This window comes from Prolixibacter denitrificans (assembly GCF_003014495.1).
Lineage (GTDB): Bacteria > Bacteroidota > Bacteroidia > Bacteroidales > Prolixibacteraceae > Prolixibacter > Prolixibacter denitrificans.
On record NZ_PYGC01000010.1, the window covers coordinates 33156 to 50708 of the forward strand.

A 17553-nucleotide genomic window follows, 5' to 3' on the forward strand; every position below is an offset into this window, starting at 1 on the left:
AAAACCCTGACAGGGTAGAAATCGTCCCGGCATTACTCAAACACATTGTTTGCAATTCGTTGTCATTGTCTTTCCACGGTATAATTCAGTTCGGTTACCCCGCTGGTAAATGGCCGGGTAGTCACCAGGTTCAGTTTTGTTTTGTCTTTAATGCCTTCAAACAAGGGAATGCCACGCCCAAGGATAATCGGGTTAACAAACAGCCAGTAGCCGTCAATTAAGTCAAGTTGAATAAGTGAATGAGTTGCTGTCGGGCTGCCAAAAAGCAAAATCTCTTTACCCCCGCCATCGCGCGATTGTTTTATTTCATTTATCCTGGCCGGAAGGTTATCGCTAATGATGGTTGCGTCAGGCAAATCCGCGTCTTTCATTGACTTCGATAAAACAATCTTATGTATTTGGTTATACCACTTCGAATGTTCCATGTCGTGTTTGGAAGCTGCCGGCTTATCACCTGCGGTAGGCCAGTAATCTTCCATCATCTGGTACGTTACCCGCCCGTATAATGCCGTATTGCCTTCGCTGATCCGCTTACCGACATGGTCAAAAATTTCTTCATCAACGTTAATCCAGTCCATTTCTCCGTTCGGTCCTGCCACAAACCCGTCAAGCGACAGGTGCATAAATGAAATTATTTTTCTCATCGGATTCTGTTTTTTATGGTTGTCTATGAGTGGATACTGCCTTTTTACAATGAACCTTAGCTGGTTTGCCAATATATTGTTCTGTTCAACAAGGGCAAACACTCCGGTATTTATATGAAAAAAACTCTGCAGGGTTTCAGAAACCTGACAGCGTCTGCGGGCTGTTCGTATACCACCGTCAGGGTTTGGCAACCACTGACGGGGAATGGGTTACTACCCTGTCGGTGGTCGCAGACCCCGACGGTAGTCGGCCATGCGGCAACAAAAAACCTGACAGGTTTCCGAAACCTGTCAGGTTAGAGATCATCTCCATATTTTGGACAATTAAATGTATTGAAACAACCCGATTGTTAAGCCGTTAGGGTCTTCCATCTTGAATGACCGATGACCGTAGGAAGTGTCGGAAATCGGTTGTTTGATTTTCATACGTTGAGCGACTGCTTTGCGATACCAATCATCTACATCATCGACCTCCATATAAAGGCCGGCTCCATAAAATGAAGGTGCTTCTTCGCTTTCTTCAACTTCTAACAGGAATTCGCTTTTGGGAAACTTGAATATGGTTCCTCTGTTGCCATGACCGCGATCCCAGGACCTCACTTCTTCAAGTTGCATAATATGTTTGTAGAAATATACTGTATCAGCATATCGATTCGTAAAATAGAAAAATCGAAATTCGTTGGAGTTGGTAAGTCTGTCTTGTGGCATTTATTCAATGTTTTATTAAAAACTTCTGCTTACGGTTGATGTACGTTACAAAGTGTTCCGAAGTTTTGGAATCGGAGAGCGTTCGCAGGACCAAGACGGTCAAGAAAAGGGCATAGACAACACACTGCACGAACCCCGCGATGCAATATGTACATTGTTATAGCAAGTTTTTTTATTTTTTTTCGACTACAAGTACACCATTAATTCCCCAAACTCCATATTTGTCTAATGCACTTTTTCCCCTCAATATTGTTGTCTTGTAGTCATCAATATTAATCTCTTTTAATTTTTTTCTCAATGCTCTATTTCCTCTCTTCTTTATTATATAAATGTTATTGTCAAATACGACTACACCATTTTTAAATTTGTTAGATTGCCTCCTGTCAATATAGAAATAGCCACTTTTAACATCATACAATTGGTTTTTTGATGTTACCACAAATTTTGAATTTAATATTCTTCTCTCAGTTGAATTAATGGGCGAAGTGCTTGTCACACTCGTCATATTAATCTCCATTGTGTCATTGTGCACTGAATATGTAAAGCTTTTGGGTTTTTCAATTATCGCATTCCAGAAAACACCCCTTCCAACTGGATAATAGATTGTCATAGTTTCATTTTTGCTGAAAGTCAAGTAATGATTAACCTCTGTTGAGTCTAATGCCGTGACATATTCAATCCCCATCTTTTGAGCAATGGCAGTAGTGGTCGATATGAATAAGAATATTATCAAAAATCCCTTTTTTGTCATTTGGATTCGGCTTTTTTAAAATTTGCTATAACTAGTGTGTAAATACATTGTTCTTATACCCCTCTTAGTGATGTGTTCAGGAGTAGATATTAAATTAGTATTAGTGTTTTTCTTCATAGTGTTTATCCAGTATATCGGAACTGGTATCATCTATTTCATTTAGCAGGTTGTATGTTCTTAAGTCGAAAAGAAAACTCGATAAAACTTTTACATCTATTGAATACTCGTTAGATATCCGATGGACCGTTTTGTAAACAGATTCACGCGGTGCATGAAGTGCTGCAGTATCATTACCAACAGTATAATAAGTTAACACGTAATATGAATATGGATCTTGCTTTTTTAAATATTCAGTAAACACCGGCCTCACTATTGATGTATCAATATCATATTTAATAGCTAGTAATACTAGAGGTTCATTGTACTTTTCCCAGACTAACCTATTGTACTCAGACTCATCTTCTGCACTTTTCTTAGACGGCTCCGTTGAATTTCGGCTACATCCAGCGACTAAAATGACAGCGACAAATAAAAAAATTTTCATAATCAATAACGTGAAATTCTTTAAAGTTTAGATTCTTTATATCAATGCAATACAATTCTGAAGGGACTCTATGTAAAAAATGCAAAGCGTTAGGACAGACTAATTTATCAATAAAATGTGGTTTGGCAAATAGGCTCGTTTATTAACCTGACAGGTTTCGAAAACCTGTCAGGTTTGGAGGCTACTTAATCGCTCCAAACCCAATCCCGGTGGAGTTGCCCAATCCTACATTCCAGATAAACACTTTGGTTTCGGGACGTCCTTCGATAAAAACCGGGCACCAACTGGCTTTATTCCCAATCCCTTTGTAGGTAATCAGCCGGGTGCCGGCCCGGGGATGTTCCCTGTCGAACCGGATATCGAACGACGCATCCTCTATTCCGGCTTTCCGCAGTTTGGTGGTTACGGTTTCCTTCAGGCAGGCATTGGCCCTGGGGTCGTCGTACAAAATGTGGTCAATCCGGTCGCCTACCCGCCGTTTGATAAAAACCGGGCTGGCCGTAAAGAACCGTTCGCGATTAGTCAAATCGGGGTCTTCCTGCACGACAATCTCTGATATTTCCATGCCCCGGAACATCGCCGGATCGGATTGCACCCCGTATATCAGGCGCCCGATTAATTGGCGACTGTGTGAGCTGAAGAAAAAAGAAGCTCCATTATCAAATTGCAACCCGTTGCCGGTTTTGCGACCTCCCTTCAGCCACGAATAAGAATAGAGTGACAGCTTGCCGTGTTCGTTGTTCCAGCCCAACCATTTATAGATGGTCCCGGTCAGCAAATGTTGGTGCTCAAAAGGAATCAGAATATTCCGGGCATCGGTTTTTAAGTGGATTCTCATAGGTGTAAATGATAGGTAGTTTGGGTTCGGTTCAGCCCTTCACTTTCTTCAGGTCTGCATTTTTCAGGGCTTTCTTCATGGCCCAGGAAAGGCGGTAGTTCACACGGGTAACCAAATTCAAAAATCATGCTTATGAAAAAAAATTTGATGCCTATGATTTTCCAATTTCATGCTTATGATTTTCCAATTTCATGCTTATGATTTTTAAAATGATGCGCATCGTTTTTTGATTTCATGCTTATGATTTACCAAAGCCTAAAGCCGGAGTTTGTTTGAGTTGGCTCTTCACCTTTAAAACTACCGGCTTCAGGCATCTTCAGTTACAATGACTCTTTACGAAGTCTTTTCGTACTTCATCAGTTTCATTGTGTCTTTCAGTTTAGGACCCGGGGTAAATACTGCTTTTACCCCTTTGACGTTCGAGGAAGTAACTTTATCAGCCGTTTCGGATGCACTACTGCTGATGCTCATCCGAAGACTACCCAGGTCACCTAAGCGAACGATTTGTCCGTCAGCCAACGAACGCCCGGCAATAGAAACCATGGCATACAAAACCGCACGAATGTCGGCTCCGCTAACTGTACTTGCTTCTTCAATCAAAGCGGTCATGTTCTCCAGGGTCGTTTCCCCTGATGAAACGGCAGAAGCATAGTACTTCTTCTCTCCGCCGCCTACTACACCGGGTTCTCCCCGTTCGATGACTTTGAATTTAATAGCCATATGCTACATATTTAATGATTTATAAATTCCTCTAAGGTTCGATTCAGTTTTGGTTTGTTCTTTTCGTTCGACCTGACAGCGTCGTCAGACCTGTCAGCGTCAAACATCTTTTTTCCCGACGCTGTCAGGTGCTTCGCACGCTGCCAGGTCTGTGTTCTATTCTTTAACCACCGTCAGGGTTTTCAACCACTGACGGGGTGCGTTCGAATCCCTGTCGGTGGTCGTGGACCCCGACAGTGGTCTGCTCCTCTATCCATTTATCTTCAACCATTGTTCAATCTTTTCCCGGTCGATGCTGCGCCGGTGCATGGCGATGAAGTTGGTCCGATCGCCAAACCAAGCAACTACGTCTTTGCGGTGCAATCGGGTTGGTTTTATCGACACACACGCAGCGTACGAGCTCCAGGGATACCCTAACGGATGGTCGCTGAAACCATGATGCACCGGGTTGTTATGAATGTACATCACCACCTGCCGCAAGTAGTGTTCATCGGTTATCAACTTCCGTTTAAAAGGACGTTCGAACAGCGCGCCATGGCGGGCGTGGCGTTTGTTGAAGGCCTTGATATATGCATTAAATAAATTGGAAAAATGTTGAAAAGGTGGTTTTAAACCTGACAGGTTTTGGAAACCTGTCAGGTTAGGCTCTGCGAAATTTGAAACCCTGTCAGGGTTAATTTCCACGTCAAACTCCTTTTCCTCCTTTATCCGCACCAACAAATGAAAATGGTTAGGCATTAACACCCACGCATACGTATCGGCAATAGGATGAATGTATTTATCGTACAGCCGCAAAAAATGGAGATAGTTATCCTCTCCCGCAAACAGGTTCTCACCGTTGATGCCGCGGTTGTAGATGTGATAAAAACGGTCGGAGACGATAGGTTCGATTTTTTGCATTGGTTCTGTGTTTAAACCTGACAGGTTTTTGAAACCTGTCAGGTTAGAAAATTTTTACCCCAAATACTTTCCGCTCACCCAGCCTTCGACGTGGATGCGTGCCCAGCCGTCGCGTTGTTCGATGGTTTCGACACCGGTGTTTTCGAACAAAACACCCATCCGGTTACCGCCCGGTGAAGCGCGAAAGTTGAGTTGGTCGGCCACCACCAGTTGGTCGGCCTCCGAAGTTTCTGATTTTCCATTAACGCTATCCCGGTAGGTAATCCATACCGCCTCGCCCAGTTCGAGTACATTGGCTATCATCGGGTAGATGCGTTGATAAGCTTTCCTGCTTTCTCCAATGAAACCATCCCGCTCGATGTTCACCTGCGAGGTATCGCCCACCAACAGGCAACCGTCGGTGTCGTCATCGGTATTGCCGGTATGTATGAGGATACCTTCGAATCCCGGGACACCAACAATGTGCAGCATTCCTCTATGGAAATCGGCACCATACCGTTCGAGGTATTTGGTATGCAAACGGCCCTGTTCATATAACTCCACGCGGTAACGCCCGGCGGGAATGCCGGTCTGACCGTATTGTTTCCTGTCACGCGGCCGGTCTTCGAGGGTATAACAGGCAAAAGTGCCGTTGATGAGCAGCATCCCCAGCGCCGATTCGCCGGAGGTGCTGTACCGTATCACTTGCAGTTCCATGGGCTATCCTTTTGCGTTGGTAAAGGGTTCGTTTGTCGTGGGCATAGCCGTCGGCTGCGTCCGGAAACGCTGTTCCATCAGGTTGGTCTTATCGGCGCTGCCTTTACTGGAACCGAAGAAGTACGAGAGTACCATGGTGAAGCCGGCCACCAGGGCACCAAACAGCTGGTTAATGGCTCCGTTGGTCGAGAAGGTTTTCCCGTTGAACGAACCAATGACCGCCATCATCACCAGGGTAAAGAAACCGACCACCACAATAATCGCCAAAGCCAGAAACAGCCAGTCGCGACGCCCCGTAGCATTGGTGACCTGTATCTCACGGCGGCGGGCATCCTGTACATCGCCCAGGTACGATTGTGTTTCTTCCAGTTCGATACGGGCCGATTGCAGCAACAACTCCTGCAACTGCACCTTGTTGGTAGCTTCGAGCTCCTTCAGTTTTACCAGCAGTTCGGGATGGTCGGTCAGCTGTTTTTCGATGGCTTCCGGGTCATCATCGAGAATGCCGGTCGCGCCTTTGAGGAGGTTAATGATCCGGTCGGATGCTCCGCCGGTAACAATGCTCCCTAACAGGGGAAGGCCTTTTTTGAGCAAGGTTTCGCCCAACTTTCGCAGGCCGCTTTTCTTGTCTTTTTTCATGTGTATCGGATTGGTAGGTAAATGATTGATCAGCTTAGTCTTTCCTGCCCGGAGTGAGCAGGATATTTTTCTCATTGATAGGATAAACACGGGAATGGGTTACCTCCGGTGTGAGGTTGCCCTGTCGGGTCAAAAGGTTGTTCGTCGGTCGTTTCATCAGTCTCGGGTTGAGGTTATACTTGTCACTTTCAGCCGGAAATTACCTGTCGATTCCGGTTGTTTTCTTTTTTCCCCCGTAAACTGATGCTATTGTTTTCTGTCTGTGGCTAGCCGGATGGTCACCCGGTTGAACCAAAATGATAGCCTAACTTAATCATTATATGGTTAAGAATCAATTTAAACAAAAGGCAAATATTAGATTAAATGACGCAATATGGGCGAATTATTGAGGATTCTTCCCAAAAGCATCAGTCTTCATTAAACCTTTTTCAGATTATTTCCCAATACAATAAATGCATTAAACAAAAAGAGCCATGTAGGGTTATAAGGATTTAGGCAGGAACAACTTGAGTCAATTATATAAGATACAAATCCATTCCATGACAGAGCTGGAGAATTATATTCATTCCTATTTTAAAGTATTCCCTGATGAATTAACGGTGATATCGTCCCTGTTCAAACTAACCAGTCTGAAAAAGGGAGGTTATTTCCTGAAACCCGGACAGATATGCGACCTGCTTAGCTTCCATAAGTCTGGTTATATGAGGGTATTTCAACCCAAAGGAGACAAAAAAATCACACAATGGATCTCGTACAAAGGATTTTTTATTACCGATTTACGCTGCATTCATTTTAATCAACCTACCCCCTACTACATGCAGGCCCTGACAGACTGTGAATTCTATACGATTACCCGGGACGAATACAAAAGTCTGGCTGACCGCTTGCCACGCTGGCACGAAATCGAGAAACTCTGCATTGCCAGCTATTTTACTGTGATGGAAGACCGGGTGTTCAACCTATTATCGATGCCGGCGGCAGAACGCTATCAACACTTACTAAACGAACATCCTGAACTCTTCAACCAGGTCCCCCTACAGTACCTCGCCTCGATGATCGGAATGTCTCCTGAAACATTAAGCCGACTTCGTAAGAGTACGCGTTAAAGCTATTTCTTGATCTATATCAAAAGTACCGGTGATAATTGTCCCGAACTTTGGGTTATCAGATTGAATTAGTTGACACGACAGAGTCAACTTCACCCAAAGCAAAGCGAATGATTGAAGTCAACTCCAAAGCACCTATTTTGATATCAGGGCAAATACAAATTGCTGCACCCCCGGATAAAGTCTGGTCAATTCTGTCAGACATCGACAACTGGAATACGTGGCTGAAGATGGTCAGCCATTCGAAATTAAACGGCCCACTTGAACCCAACACGACCTTTGACTGGAAAGCCGGGGGAACCCGAATTCATTCCCGGCTACATACCGTGCTTCCTCCACAATTTATCGGATGGACCGGTAAAGCAATGAACATGTTGGCCATCCACAACTGGAAGTTCGTTGATAACGGTAAGCACACGGAAGTTTTCGTCGAAGAAAGTATGGAAGGATGGCTGGCCAGGCTATTTAAGAGTCTGTTGAAAAAATCATTGGGAAAAGACATGCAACTGTCTCTTGAACTATTAAAAGAAACATGTGAGAAGAAATAAGTTTTCCTCTGGTTAAAATGGATAAATCTAAATTTTCATAACATGAAACAGGCCGAACCTTTCCAAATTCAAGTAGAAGAATCTGTTCTTACCGATCTTAAAGAACGACTGGTGAAAACCAGATGGACCGATGAACCCGAAAACGCTAATTGGAATTACGGGACAAATCCGGGCTATCTCAGAGAGCTGGTTGAATACTGGCTCAATGAATATAACTGGCGAACACATGAAACTCTTCTCAATAGGTTTCCTCAATTCAGGGTCAGGATTGATGGAGTTGGGATTCATTTCATCCATATAAAAGGGAAAGGAAATAGTCCCAAGCCACTGCTTCTTACCCACGGATGGCCTGATTCGTTTTACCGTTTTTACAAGGTAATCCCTATGTTGGATGACTTTGACCTCATCATTCCGTCCATCCCCGGGTTCGGTTTCTCTGATCACAAAGCCATGAACGCCGACCAGGTTGCAATTTTGTGGGCCAAACTCATGGGTGATGTATTGGGTTACACTCACTTTTACGCAGCCGGGGGTGATATGGGCACCCCGATTACCAAGTCGTTAGCCAATCAGTACCCGGAAGCAGTTAAAGCCATTCATCTGACGGATGTAGGTTATCCCAATGGCAGCGAAGACTGGAGCCAGATGACCCAACCGGAACAGGAATTTGGACAGCTTATTCAGCAATGGTGGTTCGCTGAAGGGGCATTTAATATGATCCAATCAACGAAACCACAAACATTAGGATATGCATTGAACGATTCTCCCGTAGGACTTGCCTCCTGGATACTGGAAAAGTTCTATGCCTGGAGCGACAACAAGGGCAATATCGAAACCCGTTTCACAAAAGATGAATTGTTAACCAATATCATGATTTACTGGGTTTCGCAAACGATTAACTCATCAATCCGCATGTACCTGGAGAATGCTCGTGCAGTTTTTATGGCTGAAGAGGGCCCTCTCTACAATCGACACGTTAGCACCCCAACGGGTGTCGCACTATTTCCGGGCGAAGCACAATTTCCGGAAGAATGGGCAAAGCGAATGGTCAATCTCAAATCCATTACGATAATGGAAAAGGGAGGACATTTTTCAGCCATGGAAGAGCCGGAATTATGGGCGGATAATCTTAAAACATTTTTTAAGGGGATAGACTAATTGTGAAACGAACTCTCCATAAAAGACAAAAATGGTTCGCCAATCAACTATAAAAAAATAAGCTATGAATATTTTGTTATGGATTCTTCAGATCCTGCTTGCCCTGCATACGATAATGGGCGCCATTTGGAAATTTACCAACCCTGCATCTACCGTATCTTCCCTTCAGTCAATACCTCACGGAGTTTGGCAGACACTGGGCATCATTGAATTCCTGTGTGCCATCGGTCTATTCCTTCCGGCATTGACGAAACGTCTGGCTATCCTCCCCCCCATCGCTGCACTCATTATTGTTGTTGAAATGTTGGGATACATCGGATTGAGCTTTTATTCCGGAGACACGAACTACAGTCATAGCATCTATTGGCTGACAGTTGCAGCTATCAGTGCATTTATCGCTTACGGCCGACTGGAGCTCAGGCCGCTTTAATATCATCATGAATAAGCTGAAAGACAATTCACCGGAATAAATACACAAAATAGAATAGGTTCAACATGAATACGGATAACAATAAAAAGGTGGTGCTCCGCTTTAATAAGGAATTACTGGAAAAGGGAAACACCGAGGTGTTAAAAGAGATTATCTCTTATGATTTCATCAATCATACGGCCCCCGCAAATATGCCACACGATATCAACGGCATGATTCAATTGGTAAAGGTTCTCCATCAGGGATTCCCCGATTTGAAAGTAGAGATTCATGAACAAATCGGCGAAAACGATTTGGTATCATCCAGAAAAACACTCCACGGAACTCACCTGGGAGAAATCATGGGGCACCCCGCAACCGGTAAAAAAGTTACTATGAGCGTAATGGACATAGTACGTGTGAAAAACGGCAAGTACACCGACCATTGGGGACTGAATGATATCATGCAGGTAATTGCAGAGCTATAAAAGGGCCAGGTACTTTCATTTCTGGTCAATTTTAAAAGCATTGGTTATGAAGACGGTTTTATTACTGGGATTAATCCTTTGTCAATCGTTGGTTACTGAGGATGTACCCAATATTCACCATAAACATGAAAAAAAGAAAAATATCATGAATTCGACACATCAAAATATCGCAAATAACATCAAAACTGAAAGGCAAGTTCTGATTGACAAATTTTATGTTCCCAAAGAAGCAAAATCAGAATTTGTCAATCGCATGATGTTAAACAGACATTTCATTAAGAATCTCCCCGGATTTATCACAGACAACGTTTACGAACATACAGATGAAGAAGGAAACTTTATATATGTGACCGTCGCCATCTGGCAGAATTCTGCTGCACTTGACAAAGCGAAAGAAGCGGTACAACAAGAGTATAAACGGATAAATTTTGCCCCACCGGAAATGCTTAACCGGTTACATATAAAGATGGAAAGAGAAATCTATTCCGAATTGGACGATTAATTAATCACTTCATCCATGAACGTTTTCTTATTTGGCGCTTCCGGTCCAACAGGATTGCGCGTAGTTGATCAATTGCTGACAAGCGGTTACCGGGTAAAAGCGATGGCGCGTAATCCTGAGAGTTGTAGTTTTCCCGATTCAAAAAGTCTGACTGTGTTGAAAGGCGATGTTATGCAACCAGACACCTTTCAGGATCATTTCTCAGATATTGACGTGGTGATTTCAACATTGGGAACAGGGACAAACAGAAAGCCGACCAACATCTATTCTGAAGGAGGCCGGAATATGATGGCCGCCATGAAGAAATTTGGGATTAAAAAACTGATTGTCCTGACTGCTGCGGCATTCGATACTTCCGATCCGCAAACAAACACATTTATTGTGAAAGCGATTGTCCGGCAATTATTTAAAAATATCTATACTGACATGGAAATGCTGGAAAAACTGCTGGAAGAGAACACCGATATTGATTGGATTTGCATTCGGCCGACTAGATTGACTTCAAAGAAAGGAACGGGAAAATATCGGACTAATCTGAACCACAGCCCAAAGGGAGGTAGAAAGATTTCGCGAAAGGATCTGTCCAAATTCATAGTCGAACAAGTAGAGTCAGATGAATATATTCACGAGAAACCAGTTGTTGCCTATTAGAAACACATTTACGAGTACAAGCAACCTAGGCAAGTGAGTTTCTCCCGAAATCGATTATCGCTTCAAAATAAAAGGCGGCCCCTTTATAAACTCTAAAACAAAGTTGAAATGAAAAAATCATATCAAATTACAGGAATGACTTGCGAGGGCTGTAAAAAACTGGTGCATGACAGCCTATTAAAAGTTGATGGCGTAGATCAGGTTGATATTGATCTGGAAAGTGGTCAAGGCACAATCGACTCGAAAAACATAGTTCAAATAGCGGTTTTACAGCGCGCGTTGTCAAACACTCTGTACAAAATATCTGAAGCGGAAGACGAGGCAGAAGAAACAGGAGAAACTCTTTCAGAGCAGTATCGAAAACTTGTTATTGATTACGTTACAGCCATTGGCCGGTTTGATTATGACAAACTCAAAAACTGCCTTTGCCCCGATTTTAAGTTTGATGGCGGATTGCAAACCAATTCATCGAACGAATATATTGATATGCTAAAGGAACATTCAGGTTCAAATAAGGCAGGTATCTTAAGAAACGAAATTAAGGCCATTTTTATCGAAGGAAAAGAAGCCTGTGTCATTTATGATATGCACACCAGCAAACCAGTCCCCCCAGTGACTTTTATGGAACAACTCGTTTTTGAGAATAAAAAGTTGAAATCCACAAAAATGATGTTTGAACGTCCAAAGATGGAGAAGTTGATAGCGGCAATTCAAAGTTCCTAACCATAAAAATTAAAGTTTTACAAAAACTGAGATAGCATGGAAAAACGAATTTTATTTCAAACAGCTTTTGGTTGCCAAATCATCGGTTTGGTAATTTCGTCCGGCACTAATTTGATTGATTTCCTTACTTTTTAAATATATGGGGAACCGAAAAAATCAAGCTAAGATTGAAAATGCATGCGGCAAATTTTTGAGAAAGGATTAAATGACAATTAAAAAGTCACTGCACTGTGATGTATTAATGTCTCCCAGTATCTGAACAGTGATTGAAGATATAATTAATATGTCCAGTACTTTGTAAAGATAGAAGACCTGTGAAATTGAAACTGAATTTTATAAAGCTGTCAAAAACGGAAATAACATCGTTTGTCTTGACTTTAATTGCAACGCTCATTGGCGTACTGCTAGCAATTAGTCTGTCGAATTCAGAGGCAGCGAAAAAGGAAAAAGAAGATACGGTAAAGCTCCTTAACTCAGCGAACATAATTGTCAAAGGAACAAGCAATTATACCAGAGAACTTGATAGTTATATTACAAATTTAAAAGATACCGTTCATGTTGATTCGACAGCAATCAGAAGAATCGAAAAACAAAACCCGATCCCCTATCCCGATTTGCTTGAATCCATCATAGCAAACGACATCGTTTCGAAGAACTTGTCCCAATATACACACACTGAAATCTATATTTACTTGCTTAATCTTCGAAAGTTAGCCGCCTATAAATCGATCAATTATTATCAGAAATCATTGGAAGAATTAGAGCTTCTTTTAGAGCTTGAGAGCAAATTCCAAGAAGATGAAATCAACCTAAATCAACTAAAAAAAGAGTTTGCGAAAGGTCGTAATGAACTTGCAAAAAAATACCGGGACAAGAACGTCACTGAATTAAATAACTAAATATCATAATGCTTTAATGATGGAAATTAAGAGCTTGTTAATATATGTTATACAGACAAGGAGATTCCACGGTAACAGATGAACCGAGAGAGTATTCTTTTCCCAAACCTTATTTCCCGCTTTATAAACAAGACATTCCCAGGAACAACAAGTGCTCCGAATAACGGGCCGGAATATAGAGACGTACCAGACCGAGATGATGGAATTTCAGACTTTCGATCCGACCAATCAATTGATTCTTGGCGTAATATTGAGCCACGTTCCTTTGGTCAGGAAACTCTCTTCAACCTGCTCTTCCAACTCTAAAAAGCGCTGATAAGGCAAAGCGAAGGAAAGAATGTCTTTGTCGACCAGTTTTCGTACCGAAATATCTGTTAGCCCGACAAAGCACGTTGACCCTCCTTTTTCGGCCTCCGACAGCGGATACAGTACCGTTTGCTGGCATCCTGCGGCAAAGTCAATTTTCACATTGTCCTGCGTCTCTTTGTCGTAGTTAGCGAGCGTCGTCAGCGCGGAAAGCTGATCGGCATTGGCCAGGAAAATAACGACTTCCGGAGTTTCGTCTTCTTTCAATTCCGAAAGTGGTTTGAACACCATATACTTCTCGGTTACAATCTCGGGTAGCCCGGTAGCGAATTTTTCGGCTAAATCTGTATTCTTCAGGTAGAATTCACCTTCCCGTCCATCCGGCCAACCGTCCGATAAAAGATGTGTAATAAAATCCATGTTGTAACAACCCACTCCCAAACCAACCTGTCCGCCCATACAAGGGGTCGATTTCTCATCGAATACCGCTGTTCTCCCTTTTGCAGCGGCATTTAACAACGAAACCACACATCCCCACCGTCCCTCTTTAAACTGGGCGGCATTATCGGGTCTAACAGTCGAACGGAACACGGCAACCGGGTGATTTTTCAATCCGATGGCGTCTGCAATTTTACTTTTGGTAATCACACTCATGATTTCTCTTCACTAATTTTTCCTTTTGTTTATCCATAGCTCTTTTCAGAGATATGACTTTCGTTTAAAGATATCGTTCTAAACGATTCGCCCCTGGTTCAAGCGTCTTTGAATGAATTTAAATTGGTCAGCCTATACGCAAAGCCCTGACAAGGTTTGGAATCCTGTCAGGCTTAGAAGATGCTCTGATTCGTTATCCTTTCATTCCCGACGCTGTTTTATACCACCTTTAGGGTTAGACAACCACTGACGGGGAATGGACCGCTACCCTGTCAGTGCTCGAAGCCCCGACGTTTTTTTAACCGTTTTGATACCGACAACATGTGAGCCTGCAACCTCCAAATCATCACAAGTAGGTATTTCAAACCATCCTTCCAGCCCGTAGTTTTGCAACCAAATAAGTTAACCTAAATGACAATAGCACAATGCGAACTCTACTTTTATTGATTCTGGCGGGCATTTTCACAGGGGTAAATGCCCAGACAAACGACAGCCTATCCAATGTTTATTTGAACAGCGCCGATAATCAAATGCTAAATACAAGCCGGCTGACAATCGGAGGCTACGGAGAAATCCATTACAACCAACCATTAAATTCCGGCATCCGCAATAACGGTTCTCTGGATGTACACCGAATGGTACTGATGTTTGGCTATAAATTCAACAATCGAACGCAGTTTGTCTCCGAGATTGAATTCGAACACATTGGTGAAGTAGCCGTCGAACAGGCCTTCCTGCAATATAAAATCAACAACTACATCAACTTCCGGGGAGGTCTATTGCTAACCCCAATGGGAATTATCAACGAATACCACGAACCAACAACATTCAACGGAGTAGAACGCCCGTTGGTGGACAAATACATCAGCCCGACCACCTGGCGCGAAGTAGGAGCTGGTTTCTCCGGAACATACCTTCCGGCGTCTCTGAAATACCAGGTATACGTCGTCAATGGCTTCAAAAGCTTCGATGGTTCGGGTACCCTGAGTGGTAAATACGGCCTGCGGAAAGGGCGGCAAAAGGGGGCTGAGTCGTTTATGAGCGCTCCTAATGTGACCGGGAAAATCGAATACTTCGGTGTCCGCGGATTGAACGTAGGCTTATCCGGATATTTTGGCAAAACACAAAGTACGCTGTACGATGGTGTTGACAAGAATGACCGCACGGCAATCGCTCACGCCGACTCTTCTGTTGTCGGTGTATCGATGGTAGGTGTCGATGCCCGTTATACCACGGGAGGATGGCAGTTGAGAGGTCAATACTATTATGCCGGCCTTTCCAATACCGGGGCCTATAACCGCTTCACTGCGACAGACGGAACACCCAATGATTTGGGTAGTTCTTTGATGGGGTATTATGCAGAAGCCGGCTACAATGTTTTTCGTGGATTGGAAAAAAAATACGGGGAGTTGATTCCATTTGCCCGTTACGCTTATCTCAATACTCAGAATACACTAGCACCCGGTATTTCCCGCAACAGCAACAATGAGAAAAAAATCATCACGACCGGTTTAACCTGGAAGATAACTCCCGGGGCCGTTATTAAAGCCGATATGCAGTTTATGAAATCGGAAGCTGACAACGCCTGGTCAAAAACATTGAATACAGGTATCGGCATCATGTTTTAACCGACCAATATGAAGAAAATTCTGCTTCTTTTGAGTTGGCTGCTGGTAAGTGCGGGAACGTACGCGGATAAGGGAATTGATTTTGCCAGCAAGCCGTTCATCCGGGCTATCGAAAAAGAGGATCTGAATGGACTCTCCGACCTGGAAGAACTACAATTTTCTGATGCTGTACCGACAAAGAACATGCATGGTAAGTTCTTCCAAACCCGCAACGAGAATCGTCTGAGCCCGGTACGGTATGCATACATTGGCAGGGTAAACAGCTGTCGTACAGGAGGATGTGCCGCACCTGGTAATATAACAGGTGAAATTGGATACGAGTATTTCGACTATTTCATCTTGTATGATGCCCGTGGAAGTATCCTTCAAACCAAAGTATTCAATTACCAGGCTACACACGGACAGGAAATTACCGCACGCGGGTGGTTGAAACAGTTTGATGGCTACAGCGGAAAGAACGATCTTCGCGTAGGACATGGAATCGATGCGATTTCCGGTGCTACCATATCGGTTTATGCCATTACAAGGGACGTAAAGGAAAAGACTCAGATGTTACAACAATGGCTAAGAACAAGTATTTCCCAAAAATAAACTCAAGTACACCCACGTGATGTTCAACTTCAATTCGAAGAGGACAATATTAACCAGAGATATGGAAAAGCCCCTGACCAGGTAATAAAAAAAGCCCGGCTGCTATCGGCCGGGCTTATCTAATCCAACCTATGCGAATTACGGATCTAACGGATCCATTGGATCAATAGTCAACGATTCAAGACGTGGTGTGAACTCGGTATCGTTCCGGCTTAACCGTTTGCCGGGAACGTAGGGCATGTAGCCAAACGCTTCCACACAACGCTTCTCAAATCCCATATTCGTGATGTAGTAACTCTGTCCTTTCGTGGTAGTGCAAAGCGCCTTTTTATGGATGGGTATTCCGTAATGAATCATCAACCGGGCTGCATTGCGGTAGTTCGTTGTGGTATGCCGCGCATGGGGCTCGATGATGATAGCGCTTTCCGGGACACCGTATTCCTTTATCAATTCTTTTTTCATCTCGACGGCCTCGCAAAATGGCGTCTGGTCGGGATGCACATAGCCGCCGGAAGCGATGATAAAAGGTGCCTTTTTCTCAAAATATCGCTCGGCTGCCAGTTTGCAGCGAAGCATGCCGGCGGGACTTAAATCAACTCCTTTCTTTTCGGGACCATATCCCGGCAACAGGATAGCCGTATAAGGATACTCGTCGAAGTTCGTTTTCTGCACCTGCTCCCAAGCTTTCGCATTTTCACCGGTCACCATCGGCTCAAAACGGGCCGCTTCATCGCGATGGTTCATCTTCAATAGCCACAGCGAAAAGGAAAGAGAGGGCTGAAAGAACAAACTCATTTTCTTTGTATCGTCCCCTACATTGCTGGCCAGCATATTAACCAGCATCCGGTAATACTGCGAATTCACATCGTAGCTCACCGAATCGATTTTCGGGTAGAGCGGCTTCTCGCCCAAAGCGTAGGTCCGGATAATTCCGTTGATTCCTTTGGCGGAAATCTTCCAGGCTTGCGCCAGCAATGCGGCATCATCTAATTTGGCAAAATGTTCGTAGGCTCCGCTGGGGCGAATCTGTTCAGCTACCAGTGTTTGCAATGCTGCATCCAACTTGTACATTTTCTTCAGCTCATCACCTACTTTTTCAATTTCGTCACTGCTTAGCAGGAATAGTTCGGCCCAATGGGAAGTTTTGTCCCGCATCGATTCCATCGACTGATTCGGTAAGTCATAACCGGTAGCCTCTTTGATGTTTTTCACCCGTTCGGACAACAGCGATTTTAACACCGGATCGGCTGCCAGCGCCTCTTGTACCGCCGGCAGTTTTTCCATCAGAGTCAGCAGGTAAAAGTTTTTATCCTGCACATAATTGCCTGATAAGGTCCATCGGTATCCCGGCTGGTAATCCACTTTCGGAGAAGCAGTTTGTGCTTTTCCCGCTAAGGTGAACAATACCAGGACAGCCAACAATACTATTTTTCGATTGCTCATAAGTTGA

23 protein-coding genes are annotated in these 17553 nt (G+C 43.7%); 11 read left to right on the forward strand and 12 right to left on the reverse strand.

What is annotated here, in order from left to right; all coding sequences use genetic code 11:
- Window positions 1-62 precede the first annotated feature (62 nt).
- From CLV93_RS16085 to CLV93_RS20565, 10 genes are all read right to left on the reverse strand, one after another.
- Entirely contained in the window at window positions 63-644 is a 582-nt protein-coding gene (locus CLV93_RS16085; RefSeq protein WP_106543340.1) for a dihydrofolate reductase family protein, read from the reverse strand.
- A 324-nt stretch (window positions 645-968) separates the two neighbouring features.
- Window positions 969-1352, reverse strand: a complete 384-nt coding sequence (locus tag CLV93_RS16090; protein ID WP_106543239.1) for a VOC family protein — start codon at window positions 1350-1352, stop codon at window positions 969-971.
- 172 nt (window positions 1353-1524) lie between these two features.
- The gene (locus tag CLV93_RS16095) at window positions 1525-2103 is read right to left on the reverse strand and encodes a hypothetical protein (RefSeq protein ID WP_106543240.1); all 579 of its coding nucleotides are present in this window, start codon (window positions 2101-2103) and stop codon (window positions 1525-1527) included.
- Window positions 2104-2203: 100 nt separating this feature from the next.
- Window positions 2204-2647, reverse strand: a complete 444-nt coding sequence (locus CLV93_RS16100) for a hypothetical protein (RefSeq protein WP_106543241.1) — start codon at window positions 2645-2647, stop codon at window positions 2204-2206.
- 181 nt (window positions 2648-2828) lie between these two features.
- Entirely contained in the window at window positions 2829-3485 is a 657-nt protein-coding gene (gene cas6, locus CLV93_RS16105; RefSeq protein WP_106543242.1) for a CRISPR-associated endoribonuclease Cas6, read from the reverse strand.
- Between the two features lie 333 nt (window positions 3486-3818).
- On the reverse strand, window positions 3819-4205 hold the full coding sequence (locus tag CLV93_RS16110; RefSeq protein WP_106543243.1) for an HU family DNA-binding protein: 387 nt from the start codon (window positions 4203-4205) through the stop codon (window positions 3819-3821).
- Window positions 4206-4454: 249 nt separating this feature from the next.
- On the reverse strand, window positions 4455-5105 hold the full coding sequence (locus tag CLV93_RS16115) for a hypothetical protein (protein ID WP_106543244.1): 651 nt from the start codon (window positions 5103-5105) through the stop codon (window positions 4455-4457).
- 54 nt (window positions 5106-5159) lie between these two features.
- On the reverse strand, window positions 5160-5801 hold the full coding sequence (locus CLV93_RS16120; protein ID WP_106543245.1) for a DUF5675 family protein: 642 nt from the start codon (window positions 5799-5801) through the stop codon (window positions 5160-5162).
- Window positions 5802-5804: 3 nt separating this feature from the next.
- Window positions 5805-6440: a hypothetical protein gene (locus CLV93_RS16125; protein ID WP_106543246.1), complete on the reverse strand. Its 636-nt coding sequence runs from the start codon at window positions 6438-6440 to the stop codon at window positions 5805-5807.
- Window positions 6441-6474: 34 nt separating this feature from the next.
- Window positions 6475-6597, reverse strand: a complete 123-nt coding sequence (locus CLV93_RS20565; protein WP_281351382.1) for a hypothetical protein — start codon at window positions 6595-6597, stop codon at window positions 6475-6477.
- 382 nt (window positions 6598-6979) lie between these two features.
- Between CLV93_RS20565 and CLV93_RS16130 the strand changes: the two genes are divergently transcribed.
- The 9 genes from CLV93_RS16130 (at window position 6980) to CLV93_RS16170 (ending at window position 12924) form a co-directional block, all read left to right on the forward strand.
- Complete coding sequence (locus tag CLV93_RS16130) at window positions 6980-7546, forward strand: Crp/Fnr family transcriptional regulator (protein ID WP_106543247.1); 567 nt, start codon at window positions 6980-6982, stop codon at window positions 7544-7546.
- Window positions 7547-7656: 110 nt separating this feature from the next.
- Window positions 7657-8094 (forward strand): SRPBCC family protein, encoded by a 438-nt coding sequence (locus CLV93_RS16135; protein ID WP_146142044.1) that lies wholly within the window; start codon window positions 7657-7659, stop codon window positions 8092-8094.
- 42 nt (window positions 8095-8136) lie between these two features.
- Complete coding sequence (locus CLV93_RS16140; RefSeq protein ID WP_106543249.1) at window positions 8137-9252, forward strand: epoxide hydrolase family protein; 1116 nt, start codon at window positions 8137-8139, stop codon at window positions 9250-9252.
- A gap of 64 nt (window positions 9253-9316) precedes the next feature.
- Window positions 9317-9682, forward strand: a complete 366-nt coding sequence (locus CLV93_RS16145) for a DoxX family protein (protein ID WP_106543250.1) — start codon at window positions 9317-9319, stop codon at window positions 9680-9682.
- Between the two features lie 65 nt (window positions 9683-9747).
- Window positions 9748-10149, forward strand: coding sequence for an ester cyclase (locus CLV93_RS16150; protein WP_106543251.1), 402 nt, complete (start codon window positions 9748-9750; stop codon window positions 10147-10149).
- A gap of 88 nt (window positions 10150-10237) precedes the next feature.
- Window positions 10238-10651: an antibiotic biosynthesis monooxygenase family protein gene (locus CLV93_RS16155; RefSeq protein WP_211297879.1), complete on the forward strand. Its 414-nt coding sequence runs from the start codon at window positions 10238-10240 to the stop codon at window positions 10649-10651.
- A 15-nt stretch (window positions 10652-10666) separates the two neighbouring features.
- Window positions 10667-11302, forward strand: coding sequence for an NAD(P)-dependent oxidoreductase (locus tag CLV93_RS16160; protein ID WP_106543253.1), 636 nt, complete (start codon window positions 10667-10669; stop codon window positions 11300-11302).
- Window positions 11303-11410: 108 nt separating this feature from the next.
- Window positions 11411-12025: a heavy-metal-associated domain-containing protein gene (locus CLV93_RS16165; protein ID WP_106543254.1), complete on the forward strand. Its 615-nt coding sequence runs from the start codon at window positions 11411-11413 to the stop codon at window positions 12023-12025.
- A gap of 314 nt (window positions 12026-12339) precedes the next feature.
- The gene (locus CLV93_RS16170; RefSeq protein ID WP_106543255.1) at window positions 12340-12924 is read left to right on the forward strand and encodes a hypothetical protein; all 585 of its coding nucleotides are present in this window, start codon (window positions 12340-12342) and stop codon (window positions 12922-12924) included.
- 228 nt (window positions 12925-13152) lie between these two features.
- Here the strand turns inward: CLV93_RS16170 and CLV93_RS16175 are convergent, their stop codons facing one another.
- Entirely contained in the window at window positions 13153-13884 is a 732-nt protein-coding gene (locus tag CLV93_RS16175; protein WP_106543256.1) for a DUF169 domain-containing protein, read from the reverse strand.
- Between the two features lie 425 nt (window positions 13885-14309).
- On the opposite strand from CLV93_RS16175, the gene CLV93_RS16180 reads away from it, so the two are divergent.
- Window positions 14310-15512, forward strand: a complete 1203-nt coding sequence (locus CLV93_RS16180) for a hypothetical protein (protein ID WP_106543257.1) — start codon at window positions 14310-14312, stop codon at window positions 15510-15512.
- 9 nt (window positions 15513-15521) lie between these two features.
- Complete coding sequence (locus CLV93_RS16185; protein ID WP_106543258.1) at window positions 15522-16103, forward strand: FMN-binding protein; 582 nt, start codon at window positions 15522-15524, stop codon at window positions 16101-16103.
- A gap of 138 nt (window positions 16104-16241) precedes the next feature.
- Here the strand turns inward: CLV93_RS16185 and CLV93_RS16190 are convergent, their stop codons facing one another.
- Window positions 16242-17546, reverse strand: a complete 1305-nt coding sequence (locus tag CLV93_RS16190; protein WP_106543259.1) for a YdcF family protein — start codon at window positions 17544-17546, stop codon at window positions 16242-16244.
- Window positions 17547-17553 lie beyond the last annotated feature (7 nt).